Source organism: Aliiglaciecola sp. 2_MG-2023, assembly GCF_030548145.1.
GTDB lineage: Bacteria > Pseudomonadota > Gammaproteobacteria > Enterobacterales > Alteromonadaceae > Aliiglaciecola > Aliiglaciecola lipolytica_A.
The window spans coordinates 1-18710 of record NZ_JAUORY010000018.1; the positions used below are offsets into that span (position 1 = coordinate 1).

General features: G+C 39.9%; 20 protein-coding genes. 9 read left to right on the forward strand and 11 right to left on the reverse strand.

What is annotated here, in order from left to right; genetic code table 11:
• Positions 1-319: 319 nt before the first annotated feature.
• From Q4567_RS16080 to Q4567_RS16120, 9 genes are all read left to right on the forward strand, one after another.
• Entirely contained in the window at positions 320-442 is a 123-nt protein-coding gene (locus Q4567_RS16080; protein ID WP_289847863.1) for a hypothetical protein, read from the forward strand.
• A gap of 35 nt (positions 443-477) precedes the next feature.
• Positions 478-1014 carry an adenine phosphoribosyltransferase gene (gene apt / locus Q4567_RS16085; protein WP_216047345.1) on the forward strand — a complete coding sequence of 179 codons (537 nt, stop codon included), beginning with the start codon at positions 478-480 and terminating at the stop codon, positions 1012-1014.
• A gap of 6 nt (positions 1015-1020) precedes the next feature.
• On the forward strand, positions 1021-3582 hold the full coding sequence (gene dnaX / locus Q4567_RS16090) for a DNA polymerase III subunit gamma/tau (RefSeq protein WP_216047344.1): 2562 nt from the start codon (positions 1021-1023) through the stop codon (positions 3580-3582).
• Between the two features lie 28 nt (positions 3583-3610).
• Complete coding sequence (locus Q4567_RS16095) at positions 3611-3937, forward strand: YbaB/EbfC family nucleoid-associated protein (RefSeq protein WP_216047343.1); 327 nt, start codon at positions 3611-3613, stop codon at positions 3935-3937.
• Positions 3938-3947: 10 nt separating this feature from the next.
• Positions 3948-4547, forward strand: a complete 600-nt coding sequence (gene recR / locus Q4567_RS16100; protein ID WP_216047342.1) for a recombination mediator RecR — start codon at positions 3948-3950, stop codon at positions 4545-4547.
• Positions 4548-4741: 194 nt separating this feature from the next.
• On the forward strand, positions 4742-6664 hold the full coding sequence (gene htpG, locus Q4567_RS16105; RefSeq protein ID WP_216047341.1) for a molecular chaperone HtpG: 1923 nt from the start codon (positions 4742-4744) through the stop codon (positions 6662-6664).
• A 211-nt stretch (positions 6665-6875) separates the two neighbouring features.
• Positions 6876-8039: an AI-2E family transporter gene (locus Q4567_RS16110; protein WP_354667864.1), complete on the forward strand. Its 1164-nt coding sequence runs from the start codon at positions 6876-6878 to the stop codon at positions 8037-8039.
• A gap of 166 nt (positions 8040-8205) precedes the next feature.
• The gene (gene adk / locus Q4567_RS16115) at positions 8206-8850 is read left to right on the forward strand and encodes an adenylate kinase (RefSeq protein WP_303501069.1); all 645 of its coding nucleotides are present in this window, start codon (positions 8206-8208) and stop codon (positions 8848-8850) included.
• A gap of 77 nt (positions 8851-8927) precedes the next feature.
• Entirely contained in the window at positions 8928-9314 is a 387-nt protein-coding gene (locus Q4567_RS16120) for an MAPEG family protein (protein ID WP_303501072.1), read from the forward strand.
• A gap of 88 nt (positions 9315-9402) precedes the next feature.
• On the opposite strand, the gene Q4567_RS16125 is transcribed toward Q4567_RS16120, so the two are convergent.
• From Q4567_RS16125 to hisD, 11 genes are all read right to left on the reverse strand, one after another.
• Complete coding sequence (locus tag Q4567_RS16125) at positions 9403-9855, reverse strand: Hsp20 family protein (protein ID WP_216047338.1); 453 nt, start codon at positions 9853-9855, stop codon at positions 9403-9405.
• A gap of 179 nt (positions 9856-10034) precedes the next feature.
• Positions 10035-10682, reverse strand: a complete 648-nt coding sequence (lepB, locus tag Q4567_RS16130) for a signal peptidase I (protein WP_216047337.1) — start codon at positions 10680-10682, stop codon at positions 10035-10037.
• Positions 10683-10824: 142 nt separating this feature from the next.
• Positions 10825-11520: an aspartate/glutamate racemase family protein gene (locus Q4567_RS16135; RefSeq protein ID WP_303501073.1), complete on the reverse strand. Its 696-nt coding sequence runs from the start codon at positions 11518-11520 to the stop codon at positions 10825-10827.
• 45 nt (positions 11521-11565) lie between these two features.
• Positions 11566-12279 carry an SIMPL domain-containing protein gene (locus Q4567_RS16140; protein WP_216047335.1) on the reverse strand — a complete coding sequence of 238 codons (714 nt, stop codon included), beginning with the start codon at positions 12277-12279 and terminating at the stop codon, positions 11566-11568.
• Between the two features lie 176 nt (positions 12280-12455).
• Positions 12456-13079 carry a bifunctional phosphoribosyl-AMP cyclohydrolase/phosphoribosyl-ATP diphosphatase HisIE gene (gene hisIE / locus Q4567_RS16145; protein WP_216047334.1) on the reverse strand — a complete coding sequence of 208 codons (624 nt, stop codon included), beginning with the start codon at positions 13077-13079 and terminating at the stop codon, positions 12456-12458.
• A 28-nt stretch (positions 13080-13107) separates the two neighbouring features.
• Positions 13108-13902 carry an imidazole glycerol phosphate synthase subunit HisF gene (hisF, locus tag Q4567_RS16150; protein WP_216047333.1) on the reverse strand — a complete coding sequence of 265 codons (795 nt, stop codon included), beginning with the start codon at positions 13900-13902 and terminating at the stop codon, positions 13108-13110.
• Entirely contained in the window at positions 13884-14621 is a 738-nt protein-coding gene (hisA, locus tag Q4567_RS16155; protein WP_303501076.1) for a 1-(5-phosphoribosyl)-5-[(5-phosphoribosylamino)methylideneamino]imidazole-4-carboxamide isomerase, read from the reverse strand. The genes hisF and hisA overlap by 19 nt, the downstream gene beginning before the upstream one ends.
• A complete protein-coding gene (hisH, locus tag Q4567_RS16160; RefSeq protein WP_216047331.1) occupies positions 14618-15247 on the reverse strand; it encodes an imidazole glycerol phosphate synthase subunit HisH in 630 nt (209 codons plus the stop codon). The genes hisA and hisH overlap by 4 nt, the downstream gene beginning before the upstream one ends.
• 2 nt (positions 15248-15249) lie before the next feature.
• Entirely contained in the window at positions 15250-16320 is a 1071-nt protein-coding gene (gene hisB, locus Q4567_RS16165; protein ID WP_303501078.1) for a bifunctional histidinol-phosphatase/imidazoleglycerol-phosphate dehydratase HisB, read from the reverse strand.
• A complete protein-coding gene (hisC, locus tag Q4567_RS16170) occupies positions 16317-17417 on the reverse strand; it encodes a histidinol-phosphate transaminase (RefSeq protein WP_303501079.1) in 1101 nt (366 codons plus the stop codon). The genes hisB and hisC overlap by 4 nt, the downstream gene beginning before the upstream one ends.
• On the reverse strand, positions 17414-18709 hold the full coding sequence (gene hisD, locus Q4567_RS16175; RefSeq protein WP_303501143.1) for a histidinol dehydrogenase: 1296 nt from the start codon (positions 18707-18709) through the stop codon (positions 17414-17416). The genes hisC and hisD overlap by 4 nt, the downstream gene beginning before the upstream one ends.
• Position 18710: the final 1 nt, after the last annotated feature.

The window sequence follows — 18710 nt, forward strand, 5'->3', positions numbered from 1 at the left end:
TCGTTCAGTCGGCTAACGTTGCTGCGCAACTAAGAACAGCCTCCTTCACCCCCATGTGAGAGAAAATGCATGTACAACCCCGTAGCACGGGCTTCAGCCCGTGGAATCTAAATTTAACGCTACCATTGGCTTAAAGTAATCTGTTTTTCCATCTATGTTTAAAAATTGTTCATACTATTTCTAATAAGTGATGAGAATATTAACTGGCAGCTTACTTTAAAGGTAACAATTGTCGATCAAAGCTGATTAAGCCTATTAATTTTAGCTTGTTTGCATTACTATTTGGCGCTTCTAAAATAGGATTTATTGGAGTTTTAAAATGCAAGATCATAGTTTTGAAAAAGACCCTTTTAGCTGGACATATTTATTAGTGGCCCTTGTTGTCTTATTGGCACTTCCTCTTTTACCTGCTATCGCTGGTTGGCTAACGTTTTACCTTTAACCCCAATAATTAAGCGAGCCACTAAGAGGAAGTCTGTGTCAGCTGAATATATAAAATCAATCGTTAAAACCGTCCCTGATTATCCAAAACCAGGAATTTTGTTCCGTGATGTTACCTCAGTATTGGAAGACCATACCGCTTTTTCAAGCAGTATTGCTTTACTACTAGAAAAGTTTGCACCACTAAAATTTGATAAAATTGCTGGAACTGAAGCTAGAGGGTTCTTGTTTGGCGCGCCTCTAGCAATAGAAATGGGGATAGGCTTTATTCCGGTTCGTAAGCCGAATAAGTTACCTCGGGAAACCATTTCTGAATCATACGAACTGGAATATGGGATGGATACGTTAGAAATTCATTCTGATGCAATTAAGCCTGGTGAAAAAGTATTGATGATAGATGATCTGCTCGCTACAGGCGGGACTATGGTTGCTACTGCCAATTTGATTAGAAAACTTGGTGGAATAGTTGAACATGCTGGCTTTATCATTTCTCTTCCTGACTTGGGTGGCGAAGCTAAACTAAATGAGCATGGCGTTCAATGTCATGCTTTATGCGATTTTGATGGTGAATAACGTCTAATGGCTTATCAGGTACTTGCTCGTAAATGGCGTCCTAATCGATTTTCTGAATTGGTTGGCCAAGAGCACGTTGTTACAGCGATCTCAAACGCATTAGATAATAATAGACTGCATCACGCTTACCTGTTTACGGGGACGCGAGGAGTTGGTAAAACAACAATTGCACGAATATTTTCTAAAAGCTTGAATTGTGAAACTGGTTTAAGCGCTAATCCTTGTGGTAAGTGTCATACTTGCTTGGATATTGAAAATGGCAGTTTTGTTGATCTGTTGGAAATTGATGCAGCATCAAGAACAAAAGTTGAAGATACGCGCGAGCTTCTCGACAATGTTCAATACAAACCAACACGTGGACAGTTTAAGGTTTATTTAATAGATGAAGTGCATATGTTGTCTAAACATAGCTTCAATGCACTTTTAAAAACCCTTGAAGAGCCGCCTCCACATGTGAAGTTTTTGCTCGCAACCACCGATCCACAAAAATTACCTGTGACCATACTGTCTCGTTGTTTACAGTTCAATTTAAAAGCGTTATCACGGGATCAAATTACTCAGCAGTTAAGTTATATACTTAAAGAAGAGAATATCTTTAGCGAGCCTCAGGCATTATCGCAATTGGCTCGAGCTGCGCAAGGAAGCATGAGAGATGCTTTAAGTTTGACAGATCAAGCCATCGCTCAAGGTGATGGCAAAGTATCAAATGTCATAGTTACCGATATGCTAGGCCTAATGGATAAAGGCCAAATAATCAAACTACTGCATACTGTTTTTAGTAATGAGCCGGCACAAGTCATGGCGCAAATAGAAACAATGTCGCAACAATCAGTAAATTATGAACAGGTGTTATCAGAGCTAATGAGTTTGCTACATCAAGTTGCTCTGACTCAATTCGTACCAGAAGCTTGTAAGCTCGAAACCGTAGCAGCACGGGCTGTATACCAATTAGCTAAAATGATGCCGCCTGAGCAAGTTCAATTAGCGTATCAAATTGCCTTGCAGGGCAAAAAAGACATAAGCCATGCTGCAGATGCTCGCATAGGTTTAGAAATGACGCTTTTACGTATGTTAGCATTCAACCCTTCGCCGATTTCTTTGACGATTGATGAAACTAACAGTTTGACCACAAAAGCCAGTACATCATCGATTCCCATTCATAGTGATACTGGAGAAAAAAAAACGGTTGAAAAAGCTGAGTTTAATGGAAACGAAATAGAACAAACTCTTGTTGAACAACAAAGTGATATTATCCGTCAAGCTAATTCCTTAGTGGGAACCCAAGCAAGAGGTTCTGAACGTTCAAATGCAAATGATTTACATCAGGAAATCCAAGCAACTCAGGTTGATAATGTTGCTCAAAATCCTGTAGATATAGATTTTCAGAAGAACCATGAGAACCAACAAAATTACGAAAATTCCGATGTTTACCATCAGGAATATTTTGAACAGCAGAGCAATTTAGCTGATTTCCATGCAGACAACACTGTTCAAAATTCAGATACAAATGAAGTTAATAATTTACCTACGGCGGAGCAACAGATTTCGCCATCTGAACTAAGCCACAATGATATTAGTGTTCAGGCTAATTCGTTATCAGCAACTGAAAGTCTGATTGCTCTAAAAGATAGACTTTCTAAGTTAGAAGTGGCTTCGGATGAAGAAGAGAAAAAGGAAGTAAAGTCTACAGATGACTTTCTACCTTCGCGCTTCAAGCCTCAGTCAAATAATATAATTGAAGACTCTGCAGTCATTGAAAAAAGCCAAGATATTTCAGAACAAGAAATAGATGCTCAAAAACAGATTGGTACACAATTTACAGATTCTGAAAACTCAGAGACGCAATTTAACCCTAGCAACGAAATTATTCCAATAGAATCTGATTCTGATAGCCATATTGATTTATCCGAACAGGCGGTTAGCCCTGACGTTTTAGCAGACGAAGATGCAAAATCACAAGCTAGTATTGATAGTGATTATGCTGAACAACAACACAATCAGGATACTCCACCCTGGCTACCTGAAACTGCAGCAAATTCACAAAGTATTACAGACTCTGAGCAAGTCGCTGTAAATGACGAGGAAATACAAGAAGAGTTCGATCCAATGGCTCATCTTAATGAACCTGTAGAAGTGAATGTGGATTTTGACGTGCCAGCATTTCTAGAAAATGGCGAAAAGGTAATACATTCCAGTCAGTTAGATACTTGGAGTCAATTAATCGAACAAATGCAGGTCACCGCGTTAACTAAGCAATTAGCGCTGCACTCGTCTTATGAAAAAAATGATAACCTTGTGACCTTGAAGTTGTTAGATTCGAAACTACATTTAGATACTGTTACAGCTAGAAGTCAGTTACAACAGGCTTTAAGTGAACTTTTTCAGCAACAAATTGAATTACGTATTGAGCATTGTCAGCCAATAAGTACACCATTTGCAGTGCAGCAAACCATTAATCAGGTAAGAATGCAGCATGCAAAAAATGTTGCTGAAACGAATCCTGAAATAAATAGGATTAAAAATATATTTTCTGCGCAGGTGATAGAGTCTAGTATCAAGCCTCGCTAATTTAATTTACCAATAAAGAGAGAGTGTTATGTTTAAAGGTGGTATGGGTAATATCATGAAGCAAGCGCAGCAAATGCAAGAGCGCATGCAAAAATCACAGGAAGAATTAGCGACAATTGAAGTCACCGGAGAATCTGGTGCTGGCCTAGTTAAAGTTACCATGACTTGTAATCATAATGTCAGACGAGTAGATATCGATCCATCTTTAATGGAAGACGATAAAGAGATGATTGAAGATCTTGTTGCCGCTGCGATTAATGATGCTGTACGTCGTGTTCAAGAAACAACTAAAGAGAAAATGGGTGATGTAACAGGGGGAATGCCCCTACCTCCTGGCTTCAAGATGCCGTTTTAAGAAGAAATAGATGCAATATAGCCCCCTCATTACTGAACTGATAGGCGCATTAACTCACTTACCCGGCGTAGGTAAGAAGAGTGCTCAGCGTATGGCGTTTCATTTGTTAGAGCGTAATAGAGAAGGGGCTTTGCAACTGAGTCAAGTACTGCATAATGCGATGGAGCACATCCAACACTGTCAGTCTTGTCGAACCTTTACAGAAGCTAGCTTGTGTTCAATTTGCAGTGATCCTGCTCGAGAAGAGTCTGGACAACTGTGTATTGTTGAGTCTCCGCAAGACGTACTTGCTGTTGAGCAAACCTCAGAGTTTAAAGGACGCTATTTTGTTTTAATGGGGCATTTGTCACCTATTGATGGAATTGGACCTAATGAAATTGGCTTGAATGAGCTTGAAGTTTTACTCAAATCAGACAAATTTAAAGAGGTTATTTTAGCCACAAACCCTACAGTGGAAGGTGAGGCTACAGCTCACTTTATCGCTCAAATGTGCAAATCCAATGAAATTTCTGCCACACGGTTGGCGCATGGAATGCCTGTAGGCGGAGAACTTGAGTATGTAGACGGTAATACTTTGATGCACGCATTTACCGGCAGAAGAGTTATTTAAATTAATCACTTTACTTAACACCACCCGCGTTTGAACAGTTTACTTTAATTGCGCAAATAGCATCCAATTTTTAAATCTTCGTTCTAATTTTTTAATAATTATTGATAATAAATTGTTTTGTTTGCTTGAAAAGAAAGTAAACGACCTTATCTCCTAAGCCTAGAAGCAAAACGGTTTATAGGAGAAATTTGTTTATGGCTGAAACAGCTCACCAAGAAACTCATGGTTTTCAAACTGAAGTAAAGCAATTACTTCAATTGATGATTCATTCACTTTATTCCAACAAAGAAATATTCCTTCGTGAATTGGTTTCAAATGCTGCTGATGCTGCAGATAAATTGAGATTTAAAGTGCTTTCTGATCCTTCATTATATGAAAATGACAGTGATCTTTGCGTTAAGCTCAGTGCAGATAAAGAAGCCGGAACCATTACAATTTCAGACAATGGAATTGGAATGAACAAAGAAGACGTTATTGAACATCTTGGTACAATCGCCAAATCTGGTACCAAAGAGTTCTTTAATAATTTATCTGGAGACCAGTCAAAAGACTCGCAGCTAATTGGTCAATTCGGAGTTGGTTTCTATTCTGCTTTTATCGTTGCTGATAACGTCATTGTACGCAGCCGTGCGGCAGGTGACAGTGCAGATAAAGGTGTTGAATGGCAATCTGCCGGTGAAGGCGAATTTACTGTTAAAGATATCGAAAAGGCAGATCGCGGGACGGAAATCATTCTGCATTTGCGCGATGAAGAAAAAGAGTATGCGGATGACTGGCGACTACGCTCAATCGTTACTAAGTACTCTGAACACATTGGTATTCCAGTTAAAATGTGGAAAGAAGAAGTTGCAGAGTCTGAAGGCCCTGATGGCGAAAAAATTCCTGCTCAACCTGGAGAATGGGAAGCCGTCAATAAAGCCAGCGCACTGTGGACTCGAGATAAGTCAGAAATAAGTGATGAAGAATATAACGAGTTCTATAAACATGTTTCTCACGATTTCACCGATCCTTTGCTGCATTCCCACAACAAAGTTGAAGGTAAAACTGAATACACCAGTTTACTGTATATTCCTTCAAAAGCGCCGTTTGATATGTGGAACCGCGATCAGAATCATGGCTTAAAATTATATGTTCAACGTGTATTCATTATGGATGACGCAGAACAGTTTATGCCAGTTTACCTGCGTTTCGTTAAAGGCTTGTTAGATTCAAACGATTTACCTCTAAATGTTTCTCGTGAAATTCTGCAAGATAACAAAATAACTCAGGCAATTCGTCAAGGTTGTACAAAACGCGTTCTGCAAATGCTTGAGCGTCTGGCTAAAAATGATGCTGAAAAATATCAGTTATTCTGGAAAGAGTTTGGTAGTGTCTTAAAAGAAGGCCCTGCAGAAGATCATGCAAACAAAGAAAAAATTGCTGGTTTGCTGCGCTTTGCATCAACTCACAATGACAGTGATGCGCAAACAGTATCATTGGAAGACTATATTGGCCGCATGAAAGAAGGTCAGGAAAAAATATACTTCATTACTGCAGATAGTTACCAAGCAGCTAAATCTAGCCCACACTTAGAGATTTTCCGTAAAAAAGGAATTGAAGTACTGTTAATGGGTGATCGCATTGATGAATGGTTGATGTCTCATTTAACTGAATTCAATGAAAAATCATTCCAGTCTGTAGCACGTGGTGCACTTGATCTTGGTGATTTAGAAGATGAAGAAAGCAAAAAAGAACAAGAGCAAGCTGAAAAAGAAGTTGAAGGCGTATTAGAACGCGTGAAAACTGCTCTAGGCGATAAAGTCGTTGACGTTAAATTTACTCATCGACTAACTGATTCGCCTGCTTGTATCGTAACTGATGAGCAGGGTATGTCTACGCAAATGATTAAACTGATGCAGGCTGCGGGACAACCTGCACCTGAAGCAAAATATCATTTTGAATTGAATCCCGAGCATCAATTGGTGAAATTACTTGCTGATTTACAGGATGAAGGTCAGTTTGGGCAATGGGTTGATGTGTTATACGATCAAGCTGCGTTGTCAGAGCAGGGAAGTCTTAAAGACCCTGCGAGTTTTGTCCAAAACTTGAATAAGCTATTGATTGATCTAGCCAAGTAAATTTTAGATAAAGTGCAAGCAAGCTAAATGCGTTTGCTTGGTTTTCTAGAATAGTAAGCGTTTGAAAAATCCGGTGAGAGTTTCTCATCGGATTTTTTATGTTTGAAGGATTAGAAAGGTATTACACGGGATTAGTTGCCAATGAATAGATGGTAAAATTCTATTCGCCGCACTATTCTAAGTGACAAATAAAAATAACCAAGGTTGAACAGTGTCTGACAATATTACTAGTAGTCAACAAGCTCCTGATGGTGGCACAAATTTAACAACACCAACGGCGGTGAAATCGTTGCATTGGCTGTTAATATTAGCCGTATTTTATACGCTATATTTTGCGCAATCTTTATTGATCCCTTTGGTTTTTACAGTGTTAACAGCGTTATTGTTGAGTCCTTTGGTCACTCTGTTTAAAAAAGTACATATTCCGCGTCCCATCTCTGCAGTTGTGCTGCTAGTGATGTTAGTGGCTCCTTTTAGCTTTTTAGGAGCGCAACTTGCTGAACCTGCACAAAAATGGGCACAGTTAGTTCCAAAGCTTTCTGTTCAATTGAGTGAACAAATTGACAGTATGAGTGAAGCGTTTTCAAAACACGAAACCCTTGCTAAAAAACAAGTCGATGAAAATAACGAAAAGAGTGGTTTTAGTTTTTTTGGCTGGTTTGAAGAAGAAACACCCGAACCCACTCCAAACCCTGAACAAAATGTAGTTAAAGAACATATTAAACAAGGCAGCATTGAGATGTTGCTGTCTGTTTTAGGAGCGACACCAACGTTTATCGGTCAGCTTCTGGCAAGTCTTATATTGATTTTATTTTTACTCATTTTTGGACCGTCTTTGTTTACCGTTTTTATAGAAGATTTCCCAATTGTTAAAAACAAAAAACGAACCGTGTTTCTAGTGACTAAAATTCAACAAACGTTATCGAAGTATATAGTGACGATTAGTATCATCAACTCTGCGTTAGGATTATCTACCGCCGCTATCCTACATTTTTTAGGCGTTCAAGATGCATTGCTGTGGGGCTCCTTAGTGGCTTTGCTCAATTTTGTACCTTATGTAGGCTCTCTCATCAGTCTGATTATTTTGTGCTTGGCTGGTACCGTGCAATTTGGCTTTGAGTTAATCGCTTTAATGCCAAGTGCTGTGTTTTTAATTTTGAATATTGTTGAGTCACAATTTATTACTCCGGCGATTTTAGGACGTAATATGCAAGTAAATCCCTTGGTTATTATTCTATGGTTACTGATGTTGGGGTGGTTATGGGGGATCCTAGGCGTGTTACTAGCAGTGCCAATCCTCGTTTGTATTAAACTGACTATTGCGCAAATTGGTGTATTGCCGCATTGGCTCAAACTAATTGAAGCAAAAGGTTAAAATTCAACCATTTAGCTCCCGGAACTAGAAGCAATTGAAAAATTTACATACTTATATCTAATTTTTATAAGACTTTAGGGGGAGTCTGCTTTGATATTCTTGTATACCAGCAAATGAATGTGTAAAGTTGCGGTTGGATTGAATTTTAACTATGAGAGGACACGGCATGCGCATTATTCTACTAGGCGCGCCTGGTGCTGGCAAAGGCACACAAGCCCAGTTTCTAATGGGTAAGTATGGGATTCCACAGATCTCTACAGGCGATATGCTCAGAGCAGCTATAAAAGCAGGTACCGAGCTTGGTCTTGCTGCAAAAAAAGTCATGGATGAAGGGAAACTTGTTTCCGATGAACTGATAATAGGGTTAGTAAAGGAACGTATTACCCAACCGGATTGCGAACGCGGCTTTTTATTGGACGGCTTTCCTCGCACTATTCCGCAAGCCGATGCCATGAAGCAAGCAGGTATTAAAGTCGATTTTTGTATCGAATTTGATGTAGCTGATGATGTAATCGTCGAAAGAATGGCTGGTCGACGTGTTCACCCTGGTTCAGGCCGTGTTTATCATGTTTCATATAATCCGCCAAAAACCGAAGGTAAGGACGATGTGACGGGGGAAGAACTCGTTATACGACCTGATGATGAAGAGCAAACTGTACGTAAACGTTTGACTGTTTATCATGAACAGACTAAGCCGTTAATTGATTATTATTCAACTGAAGCCCGGGCGGGCAACTGTGAATACATTAAAATCGATGGTACCCAAGCAGTTGAAACTGTAAGTAGCCAGTTAGCTGAAAAGTTAGGGTAATCCCGCACTGGAAACTCTATGCAAATAGTTTAGACTAAAGCCCACAATATTGTGGGCTTTTTAATTTAGGATGCGATATGAGCACACCGATAACAGCTTTTTACGCTGGTCTTTTAGGGATAACTTTCTTTTATCTTTCTATCTTAGTAATAAAACAGCGGCGAGGTCGCAAAGTAAGTTTAGGTGATGGTGGTGATAGCCATTTCCTAGGTATCATCAGAGCACATGGTAACTTTGCTGAATATGTACCTTTAATACTTGTTTTGTTGTTGGTGGCAGAGCTTAATCAAGGTAATCATCTTATTCTTCATGCAATAGGTTCATTATTATTACTAGGTCGAATAATTCATGCCTACGGATTGCGTCATCACACTGGCGTTAGTTGGCAACGGTTGTGGGGCATGTTAATGACGTTTGCATCACTTGTTGGTGCGTCAGTACTGAATATCCTGGCGTTATATTAATTGATACAAAAGTCATCAGGTTTTTATTGGTGAAGAACACAAAAAACGGCGTCCGAGGACGCCGTTTTAAATTATCAATAGTAACTAACTATTCAGGTTTATTTTCTATATAGTTGTTAGTTTTGCTACCTATTTCAATTTTTCTAGGCTTTTTCGCTTCAGGAATCACGCGTTCGAGTTCTATATGCAGCAGACCATTTTGCATATCCGCTGTTAATACTTTCACGTGATCTCCAAGTTGAAATTTTCTTTCGAAATTTCGCTCGGAAATACCTTTGTGAAGGAACTTACGATCGCTTTCTTTTCCTGGCAGCGTACCAGAGACTTTCAAGGTATTTTCCTGAGTCTCAATGGTTATATTTTCTTGGGAAAATCCTGCCACTGCCATAGTAATTCGATACTTGTCTTCTTCTAACAACTCGATATTGTATGGAGGGTAGGTTGTTTGTTTTTCACTTTGTGAAGCGGCATCAATCATAGATGCTAAGTGATCAAAACCAATAAAAGAACGATAAAGTGGTGATAAGTCGATGTTACGCATAGTCATATCCTCGCTATTAAGCAATATGTTTAAATTTTCAAATTGTGCCCCGAGTATTCGGCGGCGTTTTTATTTGTCGACCCTTTCGGCGTCGACAATATAAATATGTGGTGGAGGAATAGATTTTCAATGAAAAAAATTTAAAAAAATAAAAATAATTTATAACTCATTGATTTATATTAATTTAAATTTAATAAATTTCTGTTTGTTTTGGGTAGATAATAATTATCTTTATCAAAAGAGGCGATCACTTTTGTGGCTTTACCTTGTAATTCCTGTTCACTAACTAAGCCAATATAACGGGAGTCAACACTGTTATTACGGTTGTCACCCATCACAAAATAGTACCCCACTGGAATTTCAATATTGTTAAAATTGTCTTTACTGTGAGGAACGGCTACAAATTGCACCAAATGTTTTTTGCCCAATAGATCTTCTTGATAAAAATCCCGTTGTTGTTGACTTGTATAGGCTAATATTCGGCCGTTAATTATTAATTGGTTATTGACCATTGAAATATGATCTCCGGGTATTCCTACAATGCGTTTTACCAGTCTTTCTTGTGCAACTTTCGAGTTAAAAGTTACTATATCCCCTCGTTCTGGTGCGCCTGTTTGAATTAAAGGGATATCTGTAAAGGGTAATTCTATGCGATAGGCCATTTTGTTAACTAAAATGCGATCACCTACTTCGATGGTGGGTAACATCGAACCAGAAGGCACATGATACCAATCGGCTAAACTACTTCGTGATGCAAACATGAGAAAAATAAACAGTAAGAATCCCCAATTCTGCTTACATACACCCACTAACTTTTGTTTTATCATCATCATATTCCTAAGTGATAGTCCGTTGTAATGCTACTGATTGTCTTATTAGATAACCGTGAATTTCATAGTTCAAACTTAGTATGTAAATATTTATGTCGTAAAAGTAGCGAGTTAAATGTGACTAGTTAGATGGCAAAAGCTAATTATTTAAGGAAAAATCCACAGCAGCTAAAGCATGAATATCCGTGGTGTTGTAGAGCGGAATGTCAGTATCATTTTGATTGATTAAAAGCGCAATCTCAGTGCAACCTAGAATAATTGCTTGTGCACCTTGTTGATACATCTTTTGTATAATATTAAGGTAGTTTTTTCGTGACGATGAGTTAATTTTCCCCAAGCATAGTTCATCGTAAATGACTTGATGCACAAAATCTCTATCTGATTGATCAGGGGTTAATACCTCGATTGCGAATTTGTCTTGTATTCTTTGGCGATAAAAATCTTGTTCCATCGTAAAGCGTGTACCCAATAATCCTACTTTTTGGATCTTGTCTGAGACCAACTCTTTCGCCGTTGCGTCGGCAATATGTATAAGCGGGAGTTTTGTCGCTTGTTCAACCTTATCAGCGACTTTATGCATAGTATTGGTACAAATCACTACACATTCAGCCCCCGCCAGTTCAAGTCCACGAGCTGCATCGGCTAGAAGTTCAGCCAATTCTTGCCACTTTTGCAGATGTTGTAAGCGTTCAATTTGTGCAAAATCAACACTGTGCAGGATGAGTTTTGCAGAATGAAAACCACCTAAACGCAATTTTACTTGTCGATTAATCACTTGGTAATAACTTACAGTTGATTCCCAGCTCATACCGCCGATTAAACCAATTGTGCGCATCGTGAATACCCCTTATTAGATTTGACGAAAACAATTAAATTGGCATTAATCTATTAAGTAATACTCAATGGTGGAAACCACCCTTACTTGTTTAATATGTGGTGTATTACTGTCCCTATCGGAAATACTAAACTGACCTTGTCTGGCTTGCTTTATTTTTCCTAATTGGCTATTGCTGTCAGCCGCAAATTTTTCGGCTACTTCACGGGCTTTTTGAGTGGCATCCTCAATCATATTAGGCTTTATTTGATTTAATCCCGAATACAAAAACTGAGTTTGGTTTTCATAACTATTGCCATTAAGCACTAGGCCTCGTTTACCTAACTCTAATAACTTGGTTTGTGCTTGCAGTACGGTGTCAATCTTTTCACTGTACACAGTGAATGTTTGGTTTGCAGTAAAGCGAGTATCATTGGGATTGTAGCTTCCGTAGTTTTGCGCTTTTTTGTCATTAATCGTGGGAGTTGATGCGCTTATCTCTTCTTCTGAAAAATTATTTTCTAATAAAAACTGCTCAACGATGCTTTGTTGAATTTCGAGTTGCTTGTACAAATCCGCTAGATCATCACTGATCACACTATACTGAATTGGCCAAATGGCAGTGTCGGCAGGTACTTCATGTTCTGATAAGCCTTTTACTGTGATAGTACGTTCGAAGGCTCGAAAGCGCTCAACAGATTGCTCTAAGAAATAGCCTAAAATTGCGCTACTAATGATTAAAGCAGCACTAAATATCAAAGTGGCACGAGAAGTTTGCATGATTTAGTCGTCCTTTCATTTGGATGAAACTCAAAGCTGTTAGGAGATTATTCTAACAACAAGTAGATAAAATAACTTGAAGTTTAAAGACGCGAGATTTGGCGGCAGAAACGCGGGATATGTAAAGATAAAGCTGTGTTTGGCTTGGCAATGTGATGCCAAGCCATACTCTATACTTATTTTTTGTTGTGGCGAGACTTCAAGATGTCAACCACATCGCTCAATGACAGATCCGAAGCATGTAATAAAACAATTAAATGATAGAGTAAGTCTGCGGATTCATTTTTCAATTCTTGCAAATCTTTGACTGTTGCAGCTAGGGCTGTTTCAACGCCTTCTTCGCCAACTTTCTGGGCAATACGTTTAATGCCTTTGTTGTACAAGCTCGCAGTATAACTGGACTCGGGATCGGCTGTTTTTCTTGCCGCCAAGATGGTTTCAAGTTCGGCAATGAAGGTAAAGTCTGCACTTTCGCTGGATGCCCAGCAAGATTCTGTACCTAAATGACAAGTGGGCCCGTTTGGTGTTACCAAAGCGAGGATTGAATCTTTGTCACAATCAGCAGTTAATTCTATTAAGTCCAAAGTATGGCCGGAAGTTTCCCCCTTGGTCCATAAGCGCTGTTTTGAGCGACTAAAAAATGTGACGTGACCACTATCTAAAGTTGTCATCACGGCCGCTTGGTCCATATAACCTTGCATTAATACTTTGCCACTTACTGCGTTTTGCACAATGCATGGGATTAAACCTTGCATTTTATCCCAGCTTAACTGGTCTATTGTTTGTTGATTGATAATCATCGAGTTCTCTGTTTTTTCAGTTGCGCTGCTAGGGTGTCATTTGCACAAAATCTTCGCGAATGACCACCCCTTGTGCACGTAAAAAGTCTTTTAATTCTGGAATTGGAATAATGCCTTTATGGAAAACTGAGGCAGCTAAAGCACCATCAACATCGGCTTGTTTGAAAACGTCGTAAAAATGATGTTTTTCACCTGCACCGCCAGAGGCAATTAATGGCACTTTACAGACCTTACGCACAAGGCTTAATTGCGCGATATCATATCCTTGGCGAACACCATCTTGATTCATACAGTTAAGCACAATTTCACCTGCGCCGCGTTGTTGCACTTCTTCTACCCAGTCTGCTGTTAAGCGTCCAGTATTTTGCGTGCGCTTTTCGTCACCGGTAAATTGATAAACTTCGTATTGTTGGCTTTGTTCATTGAAGTAACTGTCAATACCGATAACAACACATTGCTGACCATAGGTATCATGTAATCGTGTGATCAATTCTGGATCGGCTAGAGCGGGGGAGTTGACAGATATTTTATCCGCTCCCATTTCTAAAATTCGTCCCGCATCTTCTACTGATTTGATGCCTCCAGCCACGCAAAACGGAATATCTATTACTTGTGCTATTCGGCTAACCCAACTTTTATCGACAACTCGTTGGTCACTGGATGCGGTAATATCATAAAATACTAACTCATCGGCACCTTGCTGTGCGTACTGCTCAGCTAATGGCACTATGTCACCAATTATTTCGTGATTGCGAAACTTAACACCTTTGACTACTTTGCCATCTCGGACATCTAAACAGGGAATTATTCTCCTTGCCAACATTGGATAGCCTCCTTAAGGGTAAACTTACCTTCTAAAAGCGCTCGCCCTAAGATCACACCATCAACATGACTAGGTTTTAATGCTTCAATGTCTGCCAATGAACCTATACCACCAGAAGCCTGCCAAATTACATTTGGGAAACGCTGTTTCATTTCTGTATATAACTGGTGATTGGCCCCTTGTAGGGTTCCGTCTCGACTGATGTCAGTGCACAACACATGTTTGGCTCCGACACTTAAAAAGTCATCTAGCAACCCTTCTAGTGCAACCCCAGAGCTTTCTTGCCAACCGTGGGTGGCAATAAATTTATTGCCGTTTTCATCGATATTGACGTCTAATGCTAAAACAATGGCTTCTGGTCCATATTTAGTCACCCACTGTTTAACTACTGCTGGTTGTTTAACTGCTAATGAGCCAATTACAATGCGTTTAACTCCAATTTCAAGCAGTTGCGCAACATCCGCTTCAGAACGAATACCACCACCGGCTTGAAACTGCATACGTTGGGTATCAACCATACGCTTGATTAATTCGAGTTGACGTTTGCTTGTATCTTTTGCGCCAGTTAAATCGACAATATGTAACCATTTTGCCCCTTGATCAGCGTAGCTATGAACAACGTCAACAGGATCAAGTTTGTATTGGGTTTTTTGATCGTAATCGCCTTGATATAAACGCACAACCGCACCGTCAATTAAATCTATTGCTGGAATAATCATAAGTTTAAAAAGTTCTCCAGTAGGGTAGCTCCGGCATCTCCAGAACGTTCTGGGTGGAATTGCACACCATAGAAGTTGTCTCTATGTATTGCCGCAGAAAAAGGCATTCCGTATTGGCTAGCAGCCAAAGTATGGGAGTAAACATCTACCGCAAAGCTGTGTACAAAATAAAAATAAGTTCCTTGCGGAATTCCTTTAAATATTGAGTTTTGTTCAACTGCGTCCACCGTATTCCAACCCATATGAGGTAAGCGTAAATCACCTACTTGCATGCGTTTTACTTGCCCAGGTATTAAATTTAAGCAAGGGGTATTTCCAAGGTCGCTTTGATGGGCTTTTTCCTGGGAATCGGTAACCATTAATTGCATCCCTAAACAAACCCCCAAAACAGGTTGAGTCAGAGATTGAATACAACTAGCTAGTTGCTTGTTTGCAATGCTTTCCATCGCCGCATTAGCACTACCAACACCAGGCAAAATAAGTTTGTCTGCAGCTCCGATAATAGCTGGATCATCCGATACTGTTACATTTTGCGTCAACCTTTGCAGTGCAAATTTTACCGAAGAGATATTTGCACACCCAGTATTAATAATAACGGTGTTTTGTGAAGAACTTGCCACTGACATGCTTATAATGCTCCCTTACTACTGGGTAGCATATCACCTTGTTTGGTAATCGCTTGACGCAATGCTCGCCCGAACACTTTAAACAGGCTTTCTACTTGATGATGAGCATTACCTTCTGTGGTGGATAAATGCAGAGATAATCCCATTGCTTGGGCTATGGAATAGAAAAAATGTGGCACCATTTCAGTTGCCATTTCACCAACTGTATCGCGACTGAACTCGGCTTCAAACTTCAAGTGAGGTCGATTAGAAATATCCATGATACATTCAGCACGACATTCATCCATAGGTAGCGCAAAACCGAAACGACCGATGCCGCGTTTGTCGCCTAGCGCTTTTTTAATTGCTTCACCTAAGGCTAACGCCGTATCTTCAACACTATGATGATCATCAATGTGCAAATCGCCATTGACTGATAAATGTAATTCAAAACCACCGTGAGTCGATATTTGATCGAGCATATGATCAAAAAAGCCTAATCCGGTATCGATAGTAGACTTGGCCGTGCTATCTAAATCAACAAATACGCTAATTTGCGTTTCCGATGTATTTCGCGTCACAGTCGCTGTTCTGCTTGAGCTTAAAATACTTTTTTCAATTGCCAACCAATTATTTGATTCGCGGTTATACAACTGAGATTTTAAACCCATGTTATCAGCTAAGCCAATATCAGTTTGTCGGTCACCAATGACCAAAGAGCGACTAAAATCGACTTTACCCTGCTGCAGATAGTCTTTCACTAAACCAAGTTTGGGTTTGCGACAACTACATTGTTGCTCTTCAAAGTGCGGACAAATTAACACATCATCAAAAATCACACCTTGTGAAGAAAAAATATCCATCATCATATTATGAGGAGCATCAAAATCTGCTTGTGGGAACGAATCAGTTCCTAAACCATCTTGATTTGAAACCATGACTAAACGATAACCAGCATGTTGTAGTTTCAACAGCACAGGTATTACATTCGGCTCGAAAACTAATTTGTCTAAACGATCGAGTTGCTTATCAATAGGGGGTTCTTCTACTAATGTGCCGTCTCTGTCTATAAATAAAATCGGTAGGGCGCTCATTGTGCCGATTCCTGTTTTTTGAAAAATGAAAAGATTAAATCCATTAGCTGTTGATTTTGCTCAGCTGTGCCAACGGTTATGCGCAGACAGTTTTGTAGATTTATTTGTTTTGATTGGTCACGAATTAAAGTGTGATTATCAACTAAATACTGCATAAGTTCTTGTTTTTGTTCGCATCGGAACAAAATGAAATTCGCTTTATCGTCGCCGACTAATTCAACGCTTGGAATGCTCATCAAACGTTCTTTAAGTAACGCTCTTTGCGCATTTAATTCACTTACCTGCAGCTTCATTCTGTCGATACCTGGTGTCTGTAACGCTTGTTTAGCAATCTGCGCGACAGGTTCTGGAATCGGGTAGGGGGCAATGACTTTTAACAATGCTTGTATCACCGCTGGAGCCGCTAAGGTAAAGCCACATCGTATACCGGCTAGCGCAAAGGCTTTTGAGAGCGTTCGCAAGATTACCAAGTTTGGATAAGTAGCTAGCTTGTTTGCCCAAGTGCTGTGCCAATCAAATTCAATATAAGCTTCATCTACCACCACTAAGGCTGAATCTGCAAAATGTTCAACAACTTGCTGTAATTGTGCTGAATCAACACTCGTCCCCGTAGGGTTGTTAGGTGAACAAATAAAGACTAATTTTACTTTGTCTTTGTGTGCGCAAATACTTTCTACGTCCAAACTAAAATCATCGTTTAGTGGTGCTTTGTGCACGCCTACATTAAATGTTTCTGCGCTGATTGCATACATACCGTAGGTTGGAGGACAAATTAAAATGGCGTCTTTTGCAGGGGTACAGAAGGCTCTAATTAGCAATTCAATACCCTCATCGGCACCTCGGCTAACCAAGGTGTTTTCTGCCGCCACTTTTGAATACGCTGCATAGGAATTAATAACGCTGGTGGGTTGGCAATCTGGGTATCGATTAAAGCGTTCACTATCGACATCGTAATTGTTTGCAAAGGGGGATTCGTTAGCATTTAGCCACGTTTGTTGAACTTCCCCCGAACCTGCTGCAAATAACCGGCGCGCAGATTCATAAGGTTTCAAGCTTCTTACGTTATCGCAGAGTAGCTTTTCGACTAAATTGCTCATACGCTATCTCCATTTAAACGAATTGAAACCGCACGTTTATGGGCATCAAGCCCCTCTGCTTCGGCAAGGTCCATAATTGCATTACCAATATTGGAAAGCCCTTGATAACTGAGTTCTTGAACCGTGTAACGACGCATGAAATCTGCCAAACCTAAGCTTGAGTAATTTCTAGAGTATCCGTAAGTGGGTAATACGTGATTCGTCCCACTAGCGTAATCGCCTGCAGATTCAGGAGACCACTTACCGATAAAAATAGAACCGGCATATTTTAGCTTCGGTAATAAATCCCGAGCGTTTTCGACCTGTACAATTAAGTGCTCAGGTGCATATTGATTGCTGACCAAAATTGATTCGTTAACGTCAGAGGTTAATATATATCGCCCATGTTGCATCGCTTTTGCGGCAATTTCCTTGCGAGATAACTGCTGCAATTGTTTTTCTACGGCTAATTGCACCGCTTCTATCAATGTTTGGCTATTGCTTACCAAAACCGCTTGCGAGTCAGCACCATGTTCTGCTTGCGAAAGTAAATCTGAGGCAACAAAGTTTGGGTCCGCTGATTCATCTGCAATCACTAAAACTTCTGAAGGACCGGCAGGCATATCAATAGCAGCACCATCTGATTTAGTACTAATTTGTTGTTTAGCCTCGGTAACGAAACTATTGCCGGGGCCGAAGATTTTATCCACTTTAGTGATAGAATCAGTGCCAAATGCCATAGCTGCGACCGCCTGGGCACCACCAATTAAATATATCTCATCAATGCCGCACAGTTGTGCTGCATAGCGAATTTCTGCGGCAATATTGCCTTTCGCATCGGGAGGAGTGCATAACACTTTGCGTTCACAACCGGCAACTTGAGCCGTGGCGCCTAACATAAGCACTGTTGATGGCAATGGTGCGCTCCCACCGGGAATATATAAACCAACCGAATCAATGGCTGAATGTTTAAGCTCACACAGCACGCCTGGCTGAGTTTCTATTTTTACATCAGTAGGAAACTGAGCTTGATGAAACGCCTTGATATTTGCATATGCTAAATCGATGGCAGTTCGCACGTTATCGCTGATCTCGTTCGCGGCATTGATTAGGCTTTCATTGCTCAGACGCAATTTCGTTAATCGAATGCCATCAAACTGCTCGGTTAATTCTCGGACAGCGTCATCACCGCGCTCTTTTACCTGCTGTAAAATATCACTAACAATTTTAGTCAATTTTTCGTTGTCAGCCTGAGCTGGGCGACTCAAAATATTTTGTTTTTGAGAATCTGACAAATTTGCCCAGTTTTGAATC